Source organism: Delftia sp. WY8, assembly GCF_018437695.1.
Lineage (GTDB): Bacteria > Pseudomonadota > Gammaproteobacteria > Burkholderiales > Burkholderiaceae_C > Comamonas > Comamonas tsuruhatensis.
Genome location: NZ_CP049795.1, coordinates 3,278,528 through 3,300,191 on the forward strand (window position 1 = coordinate 3,278,528; position 21,664 = coordinate 3,300,191).

General features: G+C 69.7%; 18 protein-coding genes. 13 read left to right on the plus strand and 5 right to left on the minus strand.

Annotation, left to right across the window (positions count from 1 at the left end; translation table 11 throughout):
• The 3 genes from G4D77_RS15140 to G4D77_RS15150 all read right to left on the minus strand — a co-directional run bounded on the left by G4D77_RS15140 (position 1) and on the right by G4D77_RS15150 (position 4,040).
• Complete coding sequence (locus tag G4D77_RS15140; protein ID WP_154836226.1) at positions 1–1,245, minus strand: toxic anion resistance protein; 1,245 nt, start codon at positions 1,243–1,245, stop codon at positions 1–3.
• 22 nt (positions 1,246–1,267) lie between these two features.
• The gene (locus G4D77_RS15145) at positions 1,268–2,380 is read right to left on the minus strand and encodes a hypothetical protein (protein WP_154836228.1); all 1,113 of its coding nucleotides are present in this window, start codon (positions 2,378–2,380) and stop codon (positions 1,268–1,270) included.
• A gap of 163 nt (positions 2,381–2,543) precedes the next feature.
• On the minus strand, positions 2,544–4,040 hold the full coding sequence (locus G4D77_RS15150; protein ID WP_213757975.1) for a hypothetical protein: 1,497 nt from the start codon (positions 4,038–4,040) through the stop codon (positions 2,544–2,546).
• A 379-nt stretch (positions 4,041–4,419) separates the two neighbouring features.
• Between G4D77_RS15150 and G4D77_RS15155 the strand changes: the two genes are divergently transcribed.
• The 10 genes from G4D77_RS15155 (at position 4,420) to G4D77_RS15200 (ending at position 17,584) form a co-directional block, all read left to right on the plus strand.
• Positions 4,420–4,584: a hypothetical protein gene (locus tag G4D77_RS15155; protein WP_155294163.1), complete on the plus strand. Its 165-nt coding sequence runs from the start codon at positions 4,420–4,422 to the stop codon at positions 4,582–4,584.
• Between the two features lie 15 nt (positions 4,585–4,599).
• On the plus strand, positions 4,600–5,367 hold the full coding sequence (fabI, locus tag G4D77_RS15160) for an enoyl-ACP reductase FabI (RefSeq protein ID WP_016449534.1): 768 nt from the start codon (positions 4,600–4,602) through the stop codon (positions 5,365–5,367).
• Between the two features lie 33 nt (positions 5,368–5,400).
• Entirely contained in the window at positions 5,401–6,876 is a 1,476-nt protein-coding gene (locus G4D77_RS15165; RefSeq protein WP_046987832.1) for an efflux transporter outer membrane subunit, read from the plus strand.
• Positions 6,877–6,893: 17 nt separating this feature from the next.
• A complete protein-coding gene (locus G4D77_RS15170) occupies positions 6,894–7,985 on the plus strand; it encodes an HlyD family secretion protein (protein ID WP_154836230.1) in 1,092 nt (363 codons plus the stop codon).
• Positions 7,982–10,738 (plus strand): ribosome-associated ATPase/putative transporter RbbA, encoded by a 2,757-nt coding sequence (rbbA, locus tag G4D77_RS15175; RefSeq protein WP_132766373.1) that lies wholly within the window; start codon positions 7,982–7,984, stop codon positions 10,736–10,738. The genes G4D77_RS15170 and rbbA overlap by 4 nt, the downstream gene beginning before the upstream one ends.
• A gap of 1 nt (position 10,739) precedes the next feature.
• Positions 10,740–11,870: an ABC transporter permease gene (locus tag G4D77_RS15180; RefSeq protein ID WP_017405871.1), complete on the plus strand. Its 1,131-nt coding sequence runs from the start codon at positions 10,740–10,742 to the stop codon at positions 11,868–11,870.
• A gap of 53 nt (positions 11,871–11,923) precedes the next feature.
• Complete coding sequence (locus G4D77_RS15185) at positions 11,924–12,457, plus strand: hypothetical protein (protein WP_016453976.1); 534 nt, start codon at positions 11,924–11,926, stop codon at positions 12,455–12,457.
• A gap of 116 nt (positions 12,458–12,573) precedes the next feature.
• Positions 12,574–14,883 carry a DUF3141 domain-containing protein gene (locus tag G4D77_RS15190; protein ID WP_154836232.1) on the plus strand — a complete coding sequence of 770 codons (2,310 nt, stop codon included), beginning with the start codon at positions 12,574–12,576 and terminating at the stop codon, positions 14,881–14,883.
• Positions 14,880–16,340 carry a bifunctional enoyl-CoA hydratase/phosphate acetyltransferase gene (locus G4D77_RS15195; RefSeq protein WP_154836234.1) on the plus strand — a complete coding sequence of 487 codons (1,461 nt, stop codon included), beginning with the start codon at positions 14,880–14,882 and terminating at the stop codon, positions 16,338–16,340. The genes G4D77_RS15190 and G4D77_RS15195 overlap by 4 nt, the downstream gene beginning before the upstream one ends.
• The gene (locus G4D77_RS15200; RefSeq protein ID WP_047219035.1) at positions 16,337–17,584 is read left to right on the plus strand and encodes an acetate/propionate family kinase; all 1,248 of its coding nucleotides are present in this window, start codon (positions 16,337–16,339) and stop codon (positions 17,582–17,584) included. Before G4D77_RS15195 ends, G4D77_RS15200 begins: the two co-directional genes overlap by 4 nt.
• Positions 17,585–17,597: 13 nt before the next feature.
• On the opposite strand, the gene G4D77_RS15205 is transcribed toward G4D77_RS15200, so the two are convergent.
• Positions 17,598–17,948 carry a chorismate mutase gene (locus tag G4D77_RS15205; RefSeq protein WP_016449526.1) on the minus strand — a complete coding sequence of 117 codons (351 nt, stop codon included), beginning with the start codon at positions 17,946–17,948 and terminating at the stop codon, positions 17,598–17,600.
• Positions 17,945–19,444, minus strand: coding sequence for an anthranilate synthase component I (trpE, locus tag G4D77_RS15210; RefSeq protein WP_016449525.1), 1,500 nt, complete (start codon positions 19,442–19,444; stop codon positions 17,945–17,947). The genes G4D77_RS15205 and trpE overlap by 4 nt, the downstream gene beginning before the upstream one ends.
• Positions 19,445–19,801: 357 nt before the next feature.
• Here trpE and G4D77_RS15215 point away from each other — a divergent pair, with 357 nt between their 5' ends.
• The 3 genes from G4D77_RS15215 to G4D77_RS15225 are packed head-to-tail and all read left to right on the plus strand — an operon-like array spanning position 19,802 to position 21,623.
• Positions 19,802–20,197, plus strand: a complete 396-nt coding sequence (locus tag G4D77_RS15215) for a hypothetical protein (RefSeq protein WP_154836236.1) — start codon at positions 19,802–19,804, stop codon at positions 20,195–20,197.
• Positions 20,194–20,643, plus strand: a complete 450-nt coding sequence (locus G4D77_RS15220; protein WP_016449524.1) for a hypothetical protein — start codon at positions 20,194–20,196, stop codon at positions 20,641–20,643. The genes G4D77_RS15215 and G4D77_RS15220 overlap by 4 nt, the downstream gene beginning before the upstream one ends.
• The gene (locus G4D77_RS15225) at positions 20,643–21,623 is read left to right on the plus strand and encodes a CBASS cGAMP-activated phospholipase (protein WP_154836238.1); all 981 of its coding nucleotides are present in this window, start codon (positions 20,643–20,645) and stop codon (positions 21,621–21,623) included. The genes G4D77_RS15220 and G4D77_RS15225 overlap by 1 nt, the downstream gene beginning before the upstream one ends.
• The last annotated feature ends 41 nt before the right edge of the window (positions 21,624–21,664 follow it).

The following is a 21,664-nucleotide window of genomic DNA, read 5'->3' on the forward strand; positions in this document are numbered from 1 at the left end:
TCACAGCACCACCTCGCCGGCGGGCGCCTGCAGCGCCTCGCGCACGTCCTCGCGGCGGCTCTTTTCCAGATAGGCGCGGGACTTGTCCACCTCCTGCGACAGCGTGTCCACCGTGGTCTGCATGGAGGCCAGGGCCTTGACCTTGAAGTCGGCCATGGCGTCCATGGTCTGGTAGATGTTGCCGAAGGCCTGCTGCAGCCTGGCGATGTCGATGGTGCTGCCGGCCGCCTGCTCGTGGATCTTGCCGCTTTGCTCGCGCAGCAGCTCGCTGGTGCCGGCGATCAGGTTGCCCGTGGTGGTGTTCAGCGCCGTGATCTGGTCCAGCACCAGCTTCTGGTTGGCCAGCGCCTGCGCCACGATGACGGCCGTGCGCAGGGCGGAGACCGTGGTGGTGGTCGCGCGGTCCACGCCCTTGGCCAGTTCGAGGTTGTTCTTGCGCACCAGGTCCAGTGCCAGGTAGCCCTGCACGTTCACCGCCATCTGGGTGAGCAGGTCGGTGACCTTCTGGCGTGCGTAGAACAGCATGTCCTCGCGCACCACGCGGGCCTTTTCCGGGTCGCTGGCGTCCAGCTGCGCCGCCTTGGCATCCAGCGCCGCGTCCAGCTTCTTGCCGATGTGGATGTATTTCTCCAGCCGCTCCATCAGGCCCCACAGGTTGGCCTTTTCCTGCTCGATGGCGGCGTTGTCGCGCAGCAGCTCGTCCTTGCCGCGCTTGAGGCTGTCGATGATGGCGTTCAGGTGGCTCTGGCTGGACTGGAACTTGTCGAAGTAGTCCACCAGCCTGTTGCCCATGGGGATCAGGCCCAGCAGCTTGCGCGGCTTGAACAGGTCGTCCTGGCGCGAGGGGTCCAGCGCCTCCACCTGGCGGCGCAGGTCGATCAGGCCCTGGCCGATCTGGCTGCCCTGGTCGAACAGGCCGTTGTTCAGCGTCTTGACGGGGCGCTCCAGCATGCGGTTGGAGACGGCGGCAGCGGCCTGCACCTCCTTGTTGCCCATGCCGTGGATGCGCTCGACCGCGCCCTTGAAGGCGGGCGACTGGCTGTCGTTGGCGGTGATGTCGTCGATGAACTGCGCCACCTGCGCGTCCAGCTGCTGCACTTCCTCGGCCTTGAGGCGGACCTTGCCGCTGGCCGACTCGATGGGCACGGGCAGGGCGGGCGCAGGCGGCTCCAGCACGAAATCCTGCTCCTGTGCAGGCACGGCCACGGCGGCGCTGGCCGTGGTGGTCTGGGGGGTGTTGCTCATCGGTTGCTCCTGGAACGTTCGGTCATTTGAAGCGCTGCTCCATGTCCACGATCATTCGCTCCAGCCACTCCTGGCTGGGCGGTTCGATCACATCCACCAGCTGCGCGGGCGCCTGCACGCCCTGCCCGGCCCAGCGCTCGGGCCCGTGCGTGTCGCCGCCGGTGCGAAAGCCGTATTCCTGCGCCAATGCGCGCAGTTGCGGATCGGATTCGAGCAGCTGGCCCACGCGATCGCCCGCAGGCGTGTAGGGCACGAGCACATGCTTGGAATACAGCGTGGGCTGCGGGTAGAGCATCACCATCTCGCCGCTCCTGCGCTGCGGGTGGCGCAGCAGGAACTCCACCAGCTGCGATTCATAGGCCACCAGCAGCGGCGCCTTGCCCATGCCCAGGGCCAGGTAGTCCTCGAACGGCCCGGCCGACGAGCTTTCCTGGAAGCCCTGGCGCAGAAACAGCGGCGCCACCTGCGGCATCACGCGCTCCAGGTCGGCCGGGCTCTGCACCACCTGCTGGCCGTTGAGCACATAGCTGGCCAGCGCCAGGTACATGGCCGCGCTGTTGGAGCTGCGCACATCGGTGCTGGCGGGCAGCACGGCCTTGCCGGTGGCAAAGGCGCCGGAGGCCTTCAGGTCACGCCAGCGCGTGCCCTTGCCGGCCATGGCCAGCAGGGCCGGCAGATCGGTCACGTAGTGGAAGTCGCCCTGCTTTTGCGCAACGCCATTGGCGATCAGGATCTCGGCAATGGGCCGCCAGCTGGCGAACACGATGGGCGTGTAGAACGGCGTGTAGACCGTGCCGGCCCTGGCCGCCGCCTTGAGCTGGGCTGCAGCCGGCGCCCCCGAGGGAAAGCCGAAGTCGTACTGCTTGGGGTCGTAGCTGTTGGCAATGCTGCGCGAGCCGGCCTTTTGCACCGTCACCGTCACGCCGTGGCGCGCCAGCACGTCGCGCACGCGCTCGTCCTGGAAGAAGGCTTCCTTCTCGGAGCCGATCAGGCCGCGCGCCGTCACGGCCTGCTGCTGCGCCCGCTGCGCCTGGCGGTCCTGCACCAGGGCCGTGCGCGAGTACCAGACGCCGCCGCCCACGGCCGCCAGCAGCAGCGCCGCCAGCCCCGCCGCCAAAGCACGGCGCGCGTTCATTGAGTGGCTCCGCCCTGGATGACGGCAAGATGAAATTCGGTCATGAACGCGCGGGCCGTTGTCATGTCTTGTTCAAAAAAACTTCTTATACGGAAGTTTTGTGACACAACGACGACACGCAGCCCGGCCCGCGCCCCTGCACGCGGTCAGCCCCCCGCAGACACTACTTCACCGCGATCCGCTCCGTGAAGCTGCGCCCGCTGGGCGTCTCGCGTTGCTGGCGCACGCGGTGGTCCACGAGCTGCTCCCAGGTCTGCATCTGGCGCTCGTCCGTCTTGCGCAGCGCGCCGGCAACCCGGTTGTCGGCCGTCTCGATCAGCGTGGTGATGCTGCTGCGGTCCTGCACCTTGATCAGATCGTAGTTGCCCGACTGCGGGTCCAGCATGCCGCGATTGCGCGCCTTCCTGGCATGGGCGTCCAGCGACTCGGTCACCACCTGGGCGATGGACTCGCCCGCCGAGCCCCTGGACTGCCGGGTGGTCTTCTGGCCGACCTGGTAGGCGGCCCGGCCGTCCTCGGTCACGGCGCCGAACTCATTGGTCTTTTCGTAGTCACCGCTGAAGCTGGCCTGGAAATCGGCCAGGCCGCTTTGCGTGGCCTGCACGGCCCGCTCCAGCCCGGACAGCGCAGCCAGCCGGGCCGGCGCCGCAGGGGACTGCGCGCTGTGCAGCTGGGTGAAGGCGCTCTTGAACAGGTCCACCAGGTTCGCGTCCGCGCGCCCGCGCTGCGCGGCCACATCGAAGCGCTTCAGATGCTGGTCCAGCGCGGCCTGGCGCTGCGACGCGCTGGCGCCTGCGGGGGCGTCGGACTCCAGGTTGACGGCCAGCTCGCCGGCCGCGCCCTTCATGGCCACCGATCTGCCATCGGCGCCCACATGCAGGCTGAACGAGGACAGGGGCTGCGAAGGCTTGGGGTTCTTGATGTCCAGGTCCAGGCCGGACAGCACGCTGCGGTCGAAGTCCATCAGCTTGCCCAGTTCCAGCTGGGGCTTGCCCGGCTTTCCCAGGCCTTCCAGCGCTTCGTCCAGCCCGTCGGCCAGCTGGGCAATGGCCGCGCTCTCGGCCTGGCTCAAGGTGCCGGAACTCTTGACCTCGACCCGCAGCCCGCTGCTGCTGCCCGCTTCGCTGCCGTCGTTCGTGGCAATCCGCAGCTCCACGGTCTGGCCCGATTGCGTGCGGATCTTCAGGCTCACGGTGGCAGCGCCCACGGACACATCGCTCAGTGCGGACTTGTCCAGGGCCTGCGCATCCGCGCTGCCTGCGACGGAGTCGGCCGCCGTGGGCGCCTGGTACTCCGCAACCGTCTGCTGGTAGTCCGACGGCGCGGCCGCAAAGCGCGACAGCAGGGCGCCGCCCAGGCCGCGCCAGCGGTCGGCCAGGCTGGCCGACGGGCCCAGGCCCAGGTTGCGCGCCATCAGGGTGCTGATGTCGTCCCTGTCTTGCGAGGCCCAGGCCCGGGTCAGCCTGAACTGGCCCAGTTCCACGGGCTGCGGTTTGGCATAGATGACGCTGGACCCTGCGGACTGGCCCAGCGTGACCTGCGTGCCCGGGTCGGCGGGTGCAGCAGCTGCCGTGGTCGCTGACGACCTCACGGACACCGTGGGCCGCATGCCCGCTGCGCTGGCGGCAAAGCTGGCGCCGGTGGATGAAATGCTGGTCATGGATTGAACATCTTCCTTCGGTCTTGTCCCGACTGAATGGCGGCCCAGGCCTTTGCAGGCCGGGGATTTTCTCTGTCCACGGACCATCGGCAGATTTCCGGTTTTCTTTACCTCCCATGCACCAATATGGTGTGAATACCTTGTATTCATTGAAATCCGGCCAATACAGAGAATGCTCGGCTGTTGGCGCAAAAAGACACCATTGCTCTACTGGGCACAGCAACCGGCGGCAAGCGGCATTCTCCCCGTGAGGCAGCCCTCTTTGACCTGAGTCAAGACTATGGAGTGAACTGCATCGATATAACGAAACGGCATCGCCAAAATCGGTCGCTGCAGTGCAACATAGATAGAATGAAAAAGACCAGGAGACGATATTGGCATGCAAACCTTTGATTTGCATGCATCAAAACAAGCTATCAAAAGCTTCGTAGTCACAGGAAATACAAACATTCGCCGTGGCGCATATGTCGGCAACGCCGCGCCATGCCCCGTGATTCCTGACGAAGCCGCCCCAAGGCGGCCTGTTTCCCGGCAGACCTTCTGATCTGGAGCATTCGAGATGACGCTATTGGCTGGCAAAAAAGGCCTGATCGTCGGCATCGCCAACCGCGACAGCATTGCCTGGGCCTGTGCCCGGGCCATGCATGCGGCGGGCGCCGAGATCGGCGCGACCTGGCAGAACGACAAGGCCCGGGCGCATGTGGAGCCCCTGCTCGACGAGATCGGTGCCGAGCTGCGCATGCCGCTGGACGTGGGCGACGACGAGCAGATGCGCGCGCTGTTCGATGCCGCCGCCGTGCGCTGGGGCCGGCTGGACTTCGTGCTGCACGCCGTGGCCTACGCCCCGCGCAAGGACCTGCAGGGCCGCGTGGTAGACAGCTCCCGCGAGGGCTTTGCGCTGGCCATGGACATCTCCTGCCACTCCTTCATCCGCATGGCCCACCTGGCCGAGCCGCTGATGGCGGCCAGCGGCGGCAGCCTCATGACGCTGAGCTACCTGGGCGCCAGCGAGGTCATGCCGCACTACGGAATCATGGGCCCGGTCAAGGCCGCGCTGGAGTCCACCACGCGCTACCTGGCGGCCGAGCTCGGCCCCTCGCGCATCCGCGTCAATGCCGTCTCGCCCGGGCCCATCGCCACGCGCGCGGCCTCGGGCATTGCCGCGTTCGATGAACTCGTGGCCGACAGCGTGCGCCGCTCACCCATTGCCGGCGAATTGCAGCCCGACGACGTGGGGCCGCTGTGCGCCTTCCTGGCCTCGGACGGGGCGCGCGCCATCACGGGCTGCACGCTGTATGTCGATGGCGGCCACCACATCCTCAACTAGCGGCTGCCGCACCGGCGCCCCGCAGCACTGCAGATGACCCTCCCATTCCCCCGAACCGCCGCCGCCGCGCTGGCAGCCGCACTGGCCGCCGCCCTGGCGGGATGTGCCTCCCTGGCGCCGCCGCACGAGCCGCCGCCCCTGCCCACGCCCGAGGCCTGGCCTGCCCATCTGCAGGCGGGCGCCCAGGGTGTCGCCGCCGCCGGCCTGCCCTGGCGCGACTACTTCACCGACCCCGTGCTGCGCCAGCTCATCGCCACCGCGCTGGAGCACAACCGCGACCTGCGCGTGGCCGCGCTGCGCGCCGAAGAGGCGCGCGCGGCCTTCCAGATCCAGCGCTCCGAGCTGTTCCCGGCCATTGGCGTGGGCGGCCAGGCCGCACGGGCGCGCGTGCCGGGCGACCTCAACCTCTCGGGCCGCTCCGTGGTCAGCGGCGAGTACCGCGCCGAGGTCGGCTTCAGCAGCTGGGAGCTGGACCTGTGGGGCCGCGTGCGCAGCCTCAAGGACGCGGCCCTGCAGACCTGGCTGGCCAGCGATGCGGGCCGCCACGCCGTGCAGACCGCGCTGATCGCCCAGGTGGCCGACGGCTACCTGGGCCTGCGCGAGCTGGACGAGCGCGTGGCCATTGCGCGCGAGACGCTGGCCACGCGCCAGGAATCCTTTCGCATCTTCACGCGCCGCGAGGCCGTGGGCGCCAGCTCGCGCCTGCAGCTGGCCCAGGTCCAGACCCTGCTGACCCAGGCGCAGGCCCTGCTGGCCCAGCTGGAGCTGGCACGCGCGCAGCAGCTGCACGCCCTGGCCCAGCTGGTCGGCGCCCACCCGGGCCCGCTGCCCGCCGCCGCACCCTTTGACGACGCCCTGGTGCTGGCCGAGCTGCGGCCGGGCCTGCCCTCGGAACTGCTCACGGCGCGGCCCGACATTGCCGCGGCCGAGCACCAGCTGCGCGCGGCCCGGGCCCAGATCGGCGCGGCGCGCGCCGCCTTCTTCCCGCGCATTGCGCTCACGGCCCGCTGGGGCACGGCCAGCGCCGAACTCGACGGCCTGTTCGACGGCGGCAGCCGCGCCTGGGCCTTCGTGCCCACGGTGTCCCTGCCCATCTTCGACGGCGGCCGGCGCCGCGCCAACCTGGAGCTGGGCGAGATCCGCAGCGACATGGCCGTGGCCCAGTACGAGAAAGCCATCCAGACCGCCTTCCGCGAGGTGGCCGACGGCCTGGCCGCACGCCGCTGGCTGTCCGAACAGATCACCGTGCAGCGCACCGCCGTGCAGGCCCAGGCCGAGCGCGCGCGGCTGGCGCAGCTGCGCTACGACAACGGCTCGGCCGCCTACCTGGAGGTGCTGGACGCCCAGCGCGACCTGCTGGCCGCACGCCAGCAACTGGTGCAGGCGCGGCGCGCCCTGCTGTCCAGCCAGGTGGGCCTGTATGCCGCCCTGGGCGGCGGCAGCGGCGCCGAACCTGCCGCGCTGCCCGCCACCGTGCCGGCCACGCCTGCCGATCCCCCGAATTCCTGAAGCCTCCGGACCCGCCCATGGACAAGAACACCTCTCTGAAGAACAAGATCGTGCCGATCGCCGCCGTGGCGGTCCTGGCCCTCGTGGCCTGGTGGGCCTGGAAGACCTTCACGCCCAAGGGCCCGGGCGAGGGCTTCGTCGGCAGCAACGGCCGGGTCGAGGCCACCGAGATCGACATCTCCACCAAGCTGCCCGGCCGCGTGGAGGAAATCCTGGTGCGCGAGGGCGACTTCGTGCAGGCCGGCCAGCCCGTGGCGCGCATGCAGATCGACACCCTGCGCGCCCAGCGCCAGGAAGCCGACGCCATGCGCCAGCAGGCCGAGCACAGCGTGGCCGCGGCCGAGGCCCAGGTCACCCTGCGCCGCAGCGACCTGGCCGCCGCCCAGGCCCTGATCGTGCAGCGCGAGACCGAGGTGGACGCTGCGCAGCGCCGCTTCAAGCGCTCGGAAACGCTGGCGCGCGAGGGTGCCTCTTCGGTTCAGGAGCTCGATGACGACCGCGCCCGCGTGCGCGGCAGCGAGGCGGCGCTGGCCGCCACGCGCGCCCAGGCCGCCGCCGCCCAGGCCGCCGTGAAGGCGGCCGAGGCCCAGGTGGTCGGCGTGCGCTCCCAGGTGCAGGCGGCCACGGCCACGGTGGCGCGCGTGCAGGCCGACATCGACGACGGCGTGCTCAAGGCCCCGCGCGACGGCCGCGTGCAGCTGCGCGTGGCCCAGCCCGGCGAGGTGCTGAGCGCAGGCGGGCGCGTGCTCAACCTGCTGGACCTGTCCGATGTCTACATGACCTTCTTCGTGCCCGAGACCGCCGCCGGCCGCATCGCCCTGGGCAGCGAGGTGCGCCTGGTGCTGGACGCCGCGCCCGAGTACGTGATCCCGGCCCGCGTCTCCTTCGTCGCCAGCCAGGCCCAGTTCACGCCCAAGACCGTGGAGACCGCCAGCGAGCGCCAGAAGCTGATGTTCCGCGTGCGCGCCCAGATCCCGCCGGAGCTGCTGCGCCGCCATCTGGAACAGGTCAAGACCGGCGTGCCCGGCATGGCCTGGCTGCGCACCGATGCCAGCCATGAGTGGCCCGCCAACCTGGCCATCAAGCTGCCAGCCCAGCCCGCGCAATGAGCGAGAGCACGACGCCCCACGCCAGCGGCTGGGTCGTGCGCCTGAAGGGCGTGCACCAGCGCTATGGCCAGGTCGAGGCGCTGGCGGGCATAGATCTGGACATTCCCGAAGGCCGCATGGTCGGCCTGATCGGGCCGGACGGCGTGGGCAAGTCCAGCCTCATGGCGCTGATCTCCGGGGCGCGCAAGATCCAGGAAGGCAGCGTCGAGGTGCTGGGCGGCGACATGGCCCAGCGCCGGCACCGCGAGGCCGTCTGCCCGCGCGTGGCCTACATGCCGCAGGGCCTGGGGCGCAACCTCTATCCCACGCTGTCGGTGGAGGAGAACCTGCAGTTCTTCGCGCGCCTGTTCGGCCATGACGCGGCCGAGCGGCGCCGGCGCATCGACGATCTCACCCAGGCCACGGGCCTGCGCAAATTCCTGGAGCGGCCGGCCGGCAAGCTGTCGGGCGGCATGAAGCAGAAGCTGGGCCTGTGCTGCGCGCTGATCCACGACCCCGACCTGCTCATTCTTGACGAGCCCACCACGGGCGTGGACCCGCTGGCGCGCGCCCAGTTCTGGGACCTGATCGCGCGCATCCGCCGCCAGCGCCCCGGCATGAGCGTGCTGGTGGCCACGGCCTACATGGACGAGGCCCAGCGCTTCGACTGGCTGGTGGCCATGGACGAGGGCCGCGTGCTGGCCACGGGCACGCCGGCCGAGCTGCTGCAGCGCACGGACAGCCGCTCGCTGGAAGAGGCCTTCATCGCCCTGCTGCCCGAAGAGAAAAAGCGCGGCCATGCGCCCGTCACCATTGCACCCCTGCCCGAGGGTGGCGAGGACGACATCGCCATCGAGGCCAGGGACCTGACCATGCGATTTGGCGACTTCGTCGCCGTGGACCATGTGTCCTTCCGCATCCGCCGCGGCGAGATCTTCGGCTTCCTGGGCTCCAACGGCTGCGGCAAGAGCACCACCATGAAGATGCTGACCGGCCTGCTGCCGGCCAGCGAGGGCCAGGCCTGGCTGTTCGGCCAGCCCGTGGACCCGCGCGACATCGACACGCGCCGCCGCGTGGGCTACATGACCCAGGCGTTCTCGCTGTACGGCGAGCTGACCGTGCACCAGAACCTGGTGCTGCATGCGCGCCTGTTCGGCGTGCCAGAGGCGGACATTCCCGCGCGCGTGTCCGAGATGCTGCAGCGCTTTGACCTGCAGGCCGCGCAGCACAGCCTGCCGGCCGCCCTGCCGCTGGGCATGCGCCAGCGCCTGTCGCTGGCCGTGGCCATGGTGCACAAGCCCGAGCTGCTCATCCTGGACGAGCCCACCTCGGGCGTGGACCCCGTGGCGCGCGACGGCTTCTGGCGCCTGCTGGTGGAGCTGTCGCGGCGCGACCGCGTGACCATCTTCATCTCCACCCACTTCATGAACGAGGCCGAGCGCTGCGACCGCATGTCCATGATGCATGCGGGCAAGGTGCTGGACAGCGACACGCCCGCGCGCCTGGTGGCCAAGCGCGGCGCGGCCACGCTGGAGGAAGCCTTCATCGGCTACCTGGTCGAGGCCGGTGGCGGCGAGGCCCCGGCCGCCGAGGAACCGGCCGCGCCTGCCGCCCCCGCTGCCGTGGAAACGCACACTGCGCGCCGCCGCCATTTCAGCGCCCAGCGCATGCTCAGCTATGTCTGGCGCGAAGCGCTGGAGCTGCAGCGCGACCCGGTGCGCGCCACGCTGGCCCTGGTGGGCTCGCTGATCCTGATGTTCGTGATGGGCTACGGCATCAGCCTGGACGTGGAGGACCTGCGCTTTGCCGTGCTGGACCGCGACCAGACCACCATCAGCCGCAGCTATGCGATGAGCCTGTCGGGCTCGCGCTACTTCATCGAGCAGCCGCCGCTGACCGACTACGACGCACTGGACCGCCGCATGCGCAGCGGCGAGCTGACCCTGGCCATCGAGATCCCCCCGGGCTTTGCGCGCGATGTGCTGCGCGGCGGCTCCGTGCAGGTGGGCGCCTGGTTCGACGGCGCCATGCCCACGCGCGCCGAGACCGTGCGCGGCTACCTGCAGGGCATCCACCAGCACTGGCTGACCGAGCAGGCGCGCGAGCGCCTGGGCGTGGCGCCGGCCGGCCTCATCGACATCCAGACGCGCTTTCGCTACAACCCCGACGTGCGCAGCCTGCCGGCCATGGTGCCGGCCGTCATGCCCCTGCTGCTGCTGCTTTTGCCCGCCATGCTGACGGCGCTGGCCGTGGTGCGCGAGAAGGAAAGCGGCTCCATCACCAACCTCTACGTCACGCCGGTCACGCGCACCGAATTCCTGCTGGGCAAGCAACTGCCCTATGTGGTGCTGGCCATGCTGAACTTCCTGCTGATGTGCCTGATGGCCGTCACCCTGTTCGGCGTGCCCGTGACGGGCAGCTTTGCCACGCTGGCCCTGGCGGCGCTGATCTTCAGCGGCGCCTCCACGGGCTTCGGCCTGCTGGCCTCCACGCTGACGCGCAGCCAGATCGCCTCGATGTTCCTGGTGCTGATCGGCACGCTGATCCCCACCACGCAGTTCGCAGGCCTGGTCGACCCCGTGTCCTCGCTGGAGGGCGTGGGCCGCGCCATCGGCGAGGTCTATCCGGCCAGCCACATGATCGCCATCAGCCGCGGCGTGTTCAGCAAGGCGCTGGGCTTTCGGGAGCTGGCCGGCTCGTTCGGGCCGCTGCTGCTGTCCGTGCCGGCGATCCTGGGCCTGGCCATTGCGCTGACCAGAAAGCAGGAGAACTGACATGCGCACCCGCCTTTTCTCCAACATCTACCGGCTGGGCGTCAAGGAGCTGTGGAGCCTGTGGCGCGACCCCGTGCTGCTGGTGCTCATCGCCTATGTGTTCACGGTCTCCATCTACACGGCGGCCACGGCCATGCCCGAGAGCCTGCACAACGCGCCCATCGCCATCGTGGACGAGGACGGCTCGCCGCTGTCGCAGCGCATCGCGGGCGCCTTCTATCCGCCGCAGTTCGCGCCGCCGGCCATGATCGACCGCACGCAGATGGACCCGGGCATGGACTCGGGCACCTACACCTTCGTGCTCAACATCCCGCCCAACTTCCAGCGCGACGTGCTGGCGGGCCGCGCGCCCGAGCTGCAGCTGAACGTGGACGCCACGCGCATGAGCCAGGCCTTCACGGGCAACAGCTATGTGCAGCAGATCGTCTCGGCCGAGGTCAGCGAGTTCGTGCGGCGCTTTCGGGGCGCCACCGCCCTGCCCGTGGACCTGGTGGTGCGCGCGCGCTTCAATCCCGCGCTGGACAAGGTCTGGTTCGGCGGGCTGATGCAGATCATCAACAACGTGACCATGCTGTCCATCATCCTCACGGGCGCGGCGCTGATCCGCGAGCGCGAGCACGGCACGGTGGAGCACCTGCTGGTCATGCCGGTGACACCGACCGAGATCATGCTGGCCAAGATATGGTCCATGGGACTGGTCGTGCTGGTCACCGCCTTTGCCTCGCTCAACCTCGTGGTGCGCGGCGCCCTGGGCGTTCCCATCGAAGGCTCTCAGCCGCTGTTCCTGGCAGGGGCCGCGCTGTGCCTGTTCGCCACAACGTCGCTGGGGATCTTCCTTGCCACGCTGGCGCGCAACATGCCACAGTTCGGCATGCTGCTGGTGCTCGTGCTGCTGCCGCTGCAGCTGCTGTCGGGCGCCATGACGCCGCGCGAAAGCATGCCGCAGCTGGTGCAGACCATCATGCTGGCCGCGCCGACCACCCACTTTGTCGAGCTGTCGCAGGCCATCCTCTACCGCGGAGCGGGGCTGGACGTGGTCTGGAAGCCCTTTCTCGCACTGGCCGCCATCGGCTCCGTGCTGTTCGCCCTCACGCTCGCCCGCTTTCGCAAGACCATCGGCCAGATGGCCTGAGTTTCGTTCCGCCGCCAAGGCATCTTTCCACGTCAACCAGCAAGGAGTTCCATATGAGCGCACAGACCATTCCCCTCCATCTGCTCAAGGCCCAGCTCGAACTGCAGCTGCACCTGAGCCGGCTGCTGCAGGAAAGCGGCCAGCAATGGCTGGAGCATGCCGCACGCAACGGCCCCGAGCGCATCGCCGAGACCGGCAACGAGATCGAGGGCGTGCAGCAGACCAGCAGCTGGCAGGAGCTGGCCACCCTGCCCGCCCAGGCCTTCTGGCGCCACGCCCACCTGCGCATGGGCCATGCCCAGGCCCTGGCCCAGACCGCCATGGCCAGCCAGATGACCCTGGCCCAGGGCGTGCAGCAGGCCGTGCACGACTGGCAGCAGCAGGTGGCAGCCACGCTGAGCGGCGGCGCCCAGGGCGCGGCCGACACCGCCGTGCCCTGGAGCGACCTGCTGGCGCGCTGGACCTCGGCCGTGCAGTCCATGGCCCAGTCCGTGACCCCATCCGTCACCCCGCCCGACCATGCGGCGCAGCAGCCCATTGCAGCGGCTGCCGCCGAAACGGCCCGGGACGCTGCCGCCCACGGCTGAAGAGCCCAGGGGCTGACACAAGCCGCACGGTCCCGCAGGCGCGGGGCCGTTTGGCGGCCATTCACACGCAATCTGCAAGCAGGGGGCAGGACATGCCCGTTAAAGGAGTGGGCCAGATGAACGAGCACCTCGATAGCCACGGCACCGTGGACGTGGGGGCACTGTGGGGCGATCCGCTGAAGCTGCCCCAGGCAGCTGCACAGTACGCCACCGATGCCTGGCAGCGCACGCTGCTGTATGCCGACATCCGGCGCCAGCGCGGCAACCAGTACCGCGCCCACCTGGCCGAGGAAGTGCCCAATGTGCTGAGCTTCCAGGCCGAGATCGTGATGTCGGGCCTGGAGCTGCCGCGTCCCGTCAACTACGGGCTGGCACGCATCGCGCCCATGGAGGGCACGGTCATCGACCCGGCCAAGCGCCCCTTCATCGTCGTCGATCCGCGCGCGGGCCACGGCCCGGGCATCGGCGGCTTCAAGCCCGACAGCGAGATCGGCGCCGCCCTCAAGGCCGGCCATCCCTGCTACTTCGTGGGCTTCCTGCCCGACCCCGTGCCCGGCCAGACCGTCGAGGACGTGATGCGCGCCGAGGCCGAATTCGTGCGCAAGGTCGCCGAGCTTCACCCCGAGAGCCGGGGCAAGCCCGCCGTCATCGGCAACTGCCAGGCCGGCTGGCAGATCCTCATGACGGCCGCCGTCTGGCCCGAGCTGTTCGGGCCCATCATCGTGGCCGGCGCGCCGCTGTCGTACTGGGCCGGAGACAACCCCATGCGCTACGGCGGCGGCCTCATGGGCGGCAGCTGGGTGACGGCACTGACCAGCGACCTGGGCGCGGGCCGCTTCGACGGCGCATGGCTGGTGCAGAACTTCGAGAACCTCAACCCGGCCAACACGCTGTGGGAAAAGCAGTACCAGGTCTATGCCGACGTGGACACCGAGGGGCCGCGCTACCTGGGCTTCGAGAAGTACTGGGGCGGCCATGTCTTCCTGGAAGGCCGCGAGATGCAGTACATCGTGGACAACCTGTTCATCGGCAACCGGCTGGCCACGGCCGAGCTGACGACCTCGGACGGCGTGCGCATCGACCTGCGCAACATCCGCTCGCCCATCGTGGTGTTCTGCTCGCATGGCGACAACATCACGCCGCCGGGCCAGGCCCTGGGCTGGATCACCGACCTGTACCGCGACGACGAGGACATTGCCGCCCACGACCAGACCATCGTCTTCGCCACGCACGACAGCATCGGCCACCTGGGCATCTTTGTCTCGGGCGCCGTGGGCCGCAAGGAGCACCGCGAGTTCGCGGCGCACATCGACATCATCGACCTGCTGCCCGCCGGCATCTACCGCGCCGAGATCGCCGACCGCCCCGCCGGCGTGCCGCCGCAGGAGCTGACCGACGCCGCCTACCTGATGAAGATCCGCCGCAGCGACCTGGCCGAGGTGCGCGACATCGTCCGGCCCGACCCCGAAAGCGAGCGCCACTTTGCCGCCGCCGCCCGCGTCTCCGAAATCAACCTCGCCCTGTACCGCAACACCGTGCAGCCCTGGGTGCAGGCACTGTCCACGCCGTTGTCGGCGCGCTGGCTGCAGGCCATGCATCCGCTGCGCGTGGGCTATGAATACTGGTCGGACTCCCACCCGCTGGCCCCTGCCGTGGCCCAGGCCGCCGAGCAGGCGCGCGAGGACCGCCACCCCGTCGAGCCCGACAACCCCTTCCTGAAGGCGCAGCAGGCCATGTCGCAGGCCGTGGTGCATATGCTGGACACCTACCGCGACCAGCGCGACGCCATGCAGGCGCGGCTGTTCCACGCCATCTATGGCTCGCCCCTGGTGCAGGCCCTGGCCGGCCAAAGCCGCCAGGACGACGGCCCGCCGCGCCCGCACCCGGGCGAATCGCCCGAGCACTGCCAGTACATGTGCCAGGAACTGGCGCGGCTGCACGAAAGCGTGGCCCAGGGCGGGCTGTACGAGGCCGTCATCCGCGCCCTGTTCCATGTGCTGCGCGCACGCGGCGAGGCCGATGAGCGCCACTTCCGCCACGCCTGGCGGCTGCTGCAGGATCACCTGGGCGGCGTGCCGCCCGACATGGCGCAGTTCCGCCGCATCGTGCGCCGCCAGGCCCTGCTGATGCAGCGCGAGCCCGACGCCGCCATGGCCGCCATCACCCAGTTGCTGGCCGTCTCGTCGGCGGCCGACATCCGCTGGGGCATGACCACGGTGGACGAACTGGCCAACCAGGGCGGCAACCTCAGCGATGCCGAGCACCAGCGCCTGCTGCAGGCCATGGCGCATTTCGTGCAAGCGCTGGAGGTGGCGCAGGCCAGGGAGGCACCCAAGGAAGCGGCCCCACCCGAAGCCCCGGCCGCCAGGCCCACCCCGCGCGCACCGGCCAGCCGCGCGCACACAGGTACCCGAAAGAAGCGATGAACCTCTCCACTGCCTCCGATGCGGCCCTGCCGCCCGAAGACCTGGCCCTGCTGCGCAACCACAGCTTCGACGAGCTGGACGTGGGCGACAGCGCCAGCCTGGAACGCACGCTGAGCACCCAGGACCTGCGCCTGTTCGCCGCCCTGTCGGGCGCGGCCGTGGCCGACGGCGCTGGTGCCGGTGCCGGTGCTGGCACGGTTGCCGGCGCCGACGATGACGACACGGCCCTGATCGCCCATGGCATGTGGGGCGGCATGCTGCTGGCCTCGGTGCTGGGCACGCGCCTGCCCGGCCCCGGCACCGCCCTGGTCGGCCAGACGCTGCGCTTTCTGGCGCCGCTGGCCGCAGGCGACCGGTTGACCGTGCGCGTGGAGGTGCTGGCCAAGCAGGCCGAGCAGCGCCAGGTCACGCTGGCCGTGGCCTGCACCAACCAGCATGGCGCCGCCGTGATCGAGGGCCAGGCCACCGTGCATGCGCCTGCGCGCCACATCGAGCGCCAGCGCACCAGCCTGCCCGAGATCCGCCTGGAGGCCGGTGGACGCGACGGCCTGCAGCGCCTGCTGGCCCATGTGGCCGGCCTGCCGCCCATCCGCGTGGCCGTGGTCCATCCCTGCGACGAGACCAGCCTCTCGGCCGCGCTGGACGCGCGCCGCGAAGGCCTGATCGACCCCGTGCTGGTGGCCCCGCGCGCGCGGCTGGAGGCCGTGGCGGCCGAGCACGGGCTGGACCTGGGCGGCCTGCGCATCGAGGACGTGCCGCACAGCCACGCCGCCGCCACGCGTGGCGCCGAGCTGGCCGCCTGCGGCGAGGTCGAGGCCATCATGAAAGGCAGCCTGCACACGGACGAACTCATGGCCGAGGTCGTGGCCGCCGCCGCCGGCCTGCGCACCAAGCGCCGCGTCAGCCACTGCTTCGTGCTGCAGACGCCGCACTACCCGCGCCCCTTCATCGTGACCGATGCGGCCATCAACCTCGCGCCCGACCTGCAGCAAAAGGCCGACATCGTGCGCAATGCCATCGCCCTGGCCCATGCCATCGGCGTGCCCGAGCCCAAGGTCGCCATCCTGGCCGCCGTGGAGACCGTGAGCCCGCACATGCCGGCCACGCTGGACGCCGCCGCGCTGTGCAAGATGGCCGACCGGGGCCAGATCGCGGGCGGCGTGCTCGACGGGCCGCTGGCCTTCGACAACGCCGTGTCCATGGCCGCCGCGCGCACCAAGGGCATCGATTCGCCCGTGGCGGGCCAGGCCGACATCCTGGTCGTGCCCGACCTGGAAAGCGGCAACATGCTGGCCAAGCAGCTCATGTACATGGGCGAGGCGGCCAGCGCCGGCATCGTCATGGGCGCCAAGGTGCCCGTGATCCTGACCAGCCGCGCCGACAGCCGCGCCTCGCGCATTGCCTCCTGCGCCATCGCCCTGCTGCTGGCCCACCGCTACCGGAACTCGCCGCCATGATCCCTGCCCACACCGCATCCTCCCCCGCCCGCGAACTGGTCGTGGTGCTCAACTGCGGCTCGTCCAGCATCAAGTTCGCCGTCTTCGACGGTGCCCAGCGCCCGCTGCCGCGCAAGCCGCTGTGGAACGGCAAGGTCCAGGGCATAGGCGGGCCCGCGCCCGACTTCGGCGAGAGCGGCGTGCCGCCCTTTGCCATCACCCTGGACACAGCCCACCCCTACCGCGCCGCGCTGCAGCTGATCCGCGAGCGCATCACCGCGCGCCTGGCGCAGCTGGACGGCGCCCGCGTGGCCGCCATCGCCCACCGCGTGGTGCACGGCGGCAGCCGCTACTTCGAGCCCGTGCGCGTCGATGCCGGCGTGCTGGCCGACCTCAAGGCCTTCATCCCGCTGGCGCCACTGCACCAGCCCTTTGCGCTGGAGGCCATGGACATCCTGCTGCGCGAGCGGCCCGAACTGGTGCAGGTGGCCTGCTTCGACACCGCCTTCCACCACACGCTGCCCAAGGTCGAGCAACTGCTGCCCCTGCCGCATGCGGCCTGGGAACGCGGGCTGCGCCGCTACGGCTTCCACGGCCTGTCCTACGAATACATGGCCACCGCCCTGCCCGAGCGCCATGGCGACCTGGCGCGCGGGCGCACCCTGGTGGCCCACCTGGGCAGCGGCGCCAGCCTGTGCGCCATGCAGGGCCTGCAAAGCGTGGCGACGACCATGGGGTTCTCGGCGCTGGATGGCCTGATGATGGGCACGCGCACCGGCGCGCTGGACCCCGGCGCCGTGATCTACCTGATGGAAATCGAAAAGCTCAGCCTGCAGGAAGTGGGCCGCATCCTGTACCACGAGTCCGGCCTGCTGGGCGTCTCGGGCACCTCGTCCGAGCCGCGCGTGCTGCTGCCGCTGGAGTCAGGCATCGATGCCCAGGCCGAGCGCGCCCGCGATGCGCTGGCCCTGTACGTGCGGCGCATCGTGCGCGAGATCGGCGCCCTGGTCGCCGTGCTGGGCGGCCTGGACCTGCTGGTGTTCACCGCAGGCGTGGGCGAGCACAGCGCCGAGATACGGCGGCGCGTGTGCGAGGGCCTGGGCTTTCTGGGCCTGCGGCTGGACGCCGAGGCCAATGCGCGCGATGCGGCCGTGATCTCGGCCACCGGCAGCGCCGTCACCGTGGGCGTGGAGCCCACGAACGAGGAATGGGTGGCGGCGCGCCATGCGCTGCGCTGGCTGCCGGGCAACGCGATCCCCGCATGAGTGTGAACAGGCCCTAGGAACGATCGTCCTGCGCACCGCCTTCGCGCAGCCGCGCGAACTCGCGGTGCTCGTAGGCAATGCATTCCTCCATGAGGTGGCGGTACACCGCCTCCATCATGTCGGGCTGGCCGCCCTCGGCGGCCGTGCGCTCGCGCACGCGGCGCACGATGGCCTCGATGCGGCCCTCGTCGCGCACCTGGGCCGCATCGGCCTTGATGCGCGCGGCCTGCTGCATGTAGCCCATGCGCGTGACCAGCAGCGGCACCAGCACATCGTCCAGCGCATCCACATTGCGGCGCACATCCAGCATGTCGGTGCAGTGCTGCACCAGGTCGATGGCCTGCTTGGCGCGGTCCGTGCTCATTCCAGTCCTTCCTCCACCAGCTCGGCCGCGCGCATCAGTGCGCGCGCCTTGTGCTCGGTCTCTTTCCATTCCATCTCGGGCACGGAATCGGCCACCACGCCGGCGGCGGCCTGCACATAGAGCGTGCCGTCCTTGATCACGCCCGTGCGGATGGCAATGGCCAGGTCCATGTCGCCCGCAAAGCTCAGGTAGCCGCAGGCGCCGCCGTAGATGCCGCGCTTGGTCGGCTCCAGCTGATCGATGATCTCCATGGCATGCACCTTGGGCGCACCCGTCAGCGTGCCGGCCGGGAAGGTGGCCTTGAACACATCCATGTTGTCCATGCCGTCGCGCAGAATGCCCTCCACGTTGCTGACGATGTGCATCACGTGGCTGTAGCGCTCCACGGCAAAGGCCTCGGTCACCTTCACGCTGCCCGTCTTGGCGATGCGGCCGATGTCGTTGCGCGCCAGGTCGATCAGCATCACATGCTCGGCGCGTTCCTTGGGGTCGGCCACCAGCTCCTTTTCGGTGGCCTTGTCGGCCTCGGGCGTGGCGCCGCGCGGGCGCGTGCCGGCCAGCGGGCGGATGGTGACCTTCTGGCCCTCGTCCGTGTTCTCCTGGCGCACCAGGATCTCGGGGCTGGCGCCCACCACATGGAAATCGCCCAGGTGGTAGTAGTACATGTAGGGGCTGGGATTGAGCGATCGCAGCGCGCGGTACAGGCTCAAGGGGCTGGCCGTGAAGCGCTTGTGGATGCGCTGGCCCACCTGCACCTGCATGAAGTCGCCCGCGGCGATCAGCTCCTTGGCCTTCTCCACGGCCGCCAGGTAGTCTTCCTTGGCAAAGCTGCGCTGGGCCGGGTGGCTCTCGCCGGCCTTGATCTGCGGCGCGCTGACCGAGTAGCGCAGCAGATCCTTCAACTGCCGCAGCCGCTTCTTGGCGCGCGTATAGGCCTCGCTCTCGCCGGGGTTGGCATAGACGATCAGGTACAGCTTGCCCGACAGGTTGTCGATCACCGCCACCTCCTCGCACTGCAGCAGCAGGATGTCGGGGCAGTTGAGCGTATCGGGCGGGCAGGAATCTTCCAGCTTCTTCTCGATGTAGCGCACGGCGTCGTAGCCGAAGTAGCCGGCCAGCCCGCCGCAAAAACGCGGCAGCCCCGGGCGCAGCGCCACCTTGAAGCGCTTTTGGTAGGCAGCGATGAAATCCAGCGGATTGCCCTTGGCCGTCTCCACCACCTGGCCATCGGTCACCACCTCGGTGCATGCCGCATCGCCGAAGCCGCTGGCGCGCAGCAGCGTGCGTGCAGGCAGGCCGATGAAGCTGTAGCGCCCGAAGCGCTCGCCGCCCACCACGGACTCCAGCAAAAAGCTGTGCTTGCCGTCACCGCCCGCATGGGCCAGCTTGAGGTAGAGGGACAGGGGGGTTTCGAGATCCGCAAACGCCTCGACCATCAGAGGGATGCGGTTGTAGCCCTGCGCAGCAAGGCTCTTGAATTCGAGTTCGGTGATCACGGGGGAAGGCTCCGGATTGCGTGGCGCTGGCAGACCTGGTGTGGGTGCGGGCTGCGTATGGATTGCGCCGATTCATTCAATTGGCCCGTAGGGCCTCGGGTGCACGCCGGGTCGCGCCCCGGGTGCTTCAGCTGTTCAGTTGGACAGGCTTGCGCCAGGGCCAGGCTCCCCGGTCTCCACAACCTGCAATGAACATGCGATGAATGAACATAGCGGGCAAGTGTAGCGCAGACGCGGCGGGGTACAAGTGCGGGCCGGCGCCTTGCGGGGGCGCCGCAGGGGCCTGCCATGGCCACAATTGACACCCTGGTCAGCCTGACCAACAATGGCAGCACAACCTGACCAGAAAGGTCGATCATGCCGTCCCATTTCTCCGCCCACAACGACGCTGCCTTGACCGAGGGCGAACGCGACCCGCTGAACCGCGCCCTGCGGGACCTGAGCCATCAGGTCGGATCGGCCATGCCGCGCAACACCACGCCCATGCCGATCTCGGTCTTCAAGGCGCAGTACGGCGCGGTGCTCAAACAGGCCGATCACGACGGGGTGGCCCTCATCTCCCAGGGCCGCAAGCGCTACGTGATCGTCAGCGAGGAGCACATGGTGGCTCTGTCCGCCAACGAACGCGCCCCCCGCACGGTGGCCGACATCTGCCGGTCCCTGCCGCTGCCGCGCCAGGCCGTGGATCTGTCCGCTGCGCAGATGTCCGGGGCGCGCGGCGATATCGACGTACCCGCCCGGCGCGCGCCATGAGCCGCTACCTGCTGGGCCCCCGCTGCCTGCTGTGGATGGCGAACCAGGAGCCAGCGACCCTGCAGTGGTTCTCCACCATCCGGCCGCTGGACTGCATCGTCAGCGACCTGTCCATGGCCATCGCCAAGGCGGCCGTGGCCGAGGCATTCCACGACCTGCGTGACCGCAACGAGTGGTTCTCCCTGCTCGATGCGCTGTATGCCAACCTGCGGGCCGAAGGCGCCTCCATGCTGACCAGCGTGGACAACAAGGTGCTGGAGCGCTTCATCGAATGGCGCAACTTCGCGCCGCTGGACAGCCAGGGCCCGCAGGGCACGGCGCCCCTGGCGCAGGACCTGCGGCTGCTCATCGCCACGGCCGACCTGCTCAAGGTCTGCTACACCGAGCCCGCCAACCTCTACCTGACGCAGGCCGCAGCCCGGGGCGTTGCCGTGCACGCGCTGTGATGGACTTCGACGTACCGCCCCTGTCCAGCGCGGTGCGCCAGGGCCTGCGCCGGCGCCGGGTCGTCCTGAGCCTGTCGGGCGGCGGCTATCGCGGCCTCTTCAGCGCCCATGTGCTGGAGCGCATCCACCGCGAATTCGGCAACGGCGACCTGCTGGAGAAAGTGGACCTGTTCGCCGGCACCTCCATCGGCGCCATCATCGCCACCGCCCTGGCCAGCGGCTGCCAGCCCGCCCGCATCAAGCAACTGCTGCTGGACCACGGCCCCGCCATCTTTCCCTCCAAATGGCTGCCCGGCCTGCGCCAGGCCATGGGCAAGGCGCTCTATGACAGCGCCCCGCTGCGCGCAGCGATCAAGGAGGCCATGCCGCAAGCGGAGCAGTCCGCCCTGGGGCAACTGCAGGTGCCGCTGCTGCTGCCCGCCGTGAACTGGAATTCATCGCAGCTGCACCTGCTGGCCAGCGGCGCCCTGCCCGACAGGGACCGGCTGGGCCTGACGCTGATGGACGCCATGCTGGCCTCATCGGCCGCCCCCACCTACTTTCCCGCGCACGCCGCAGCAGGCCATGTCTTCGTGGACGGCGGACTCGCCGCCAACGCGCCCGACCTGCTGGCCCTGCAGGCCGCCCGCCAGCTCTGGGGGCCAGCGGCCGACATCGTGATGATCAGCGTAGGCACCGCCAACCCCCAGCAGGGCCAGGACCCCGTGGCCATGCCCCGGCGCGGGCTGACCCTGGTCAAGCCCCTGCTGGACCTGGTCATGGCCGCCCAGGAAGTCCAGGCCGTCAAGGCGGCCCGCCAGGAACTGGGCACCAGCAGCTACCTGCGCCTGAACTTCACGCAGCCCGCAGCCCAGCAAAAGCGCCTGGGCCTGGACATCGCCAATGCCGACAGCACCCGGCTGCTGCAGGCCCTGGGCGACGAATGCATCGCCGCCCTCACGGAGCAGGAAAAGACGCTGCTGAAGAACGTCCTGGGCTGAAACGCCGGGCCAAGCGAAGCGAAGGCCCGACAGGGCTTGCA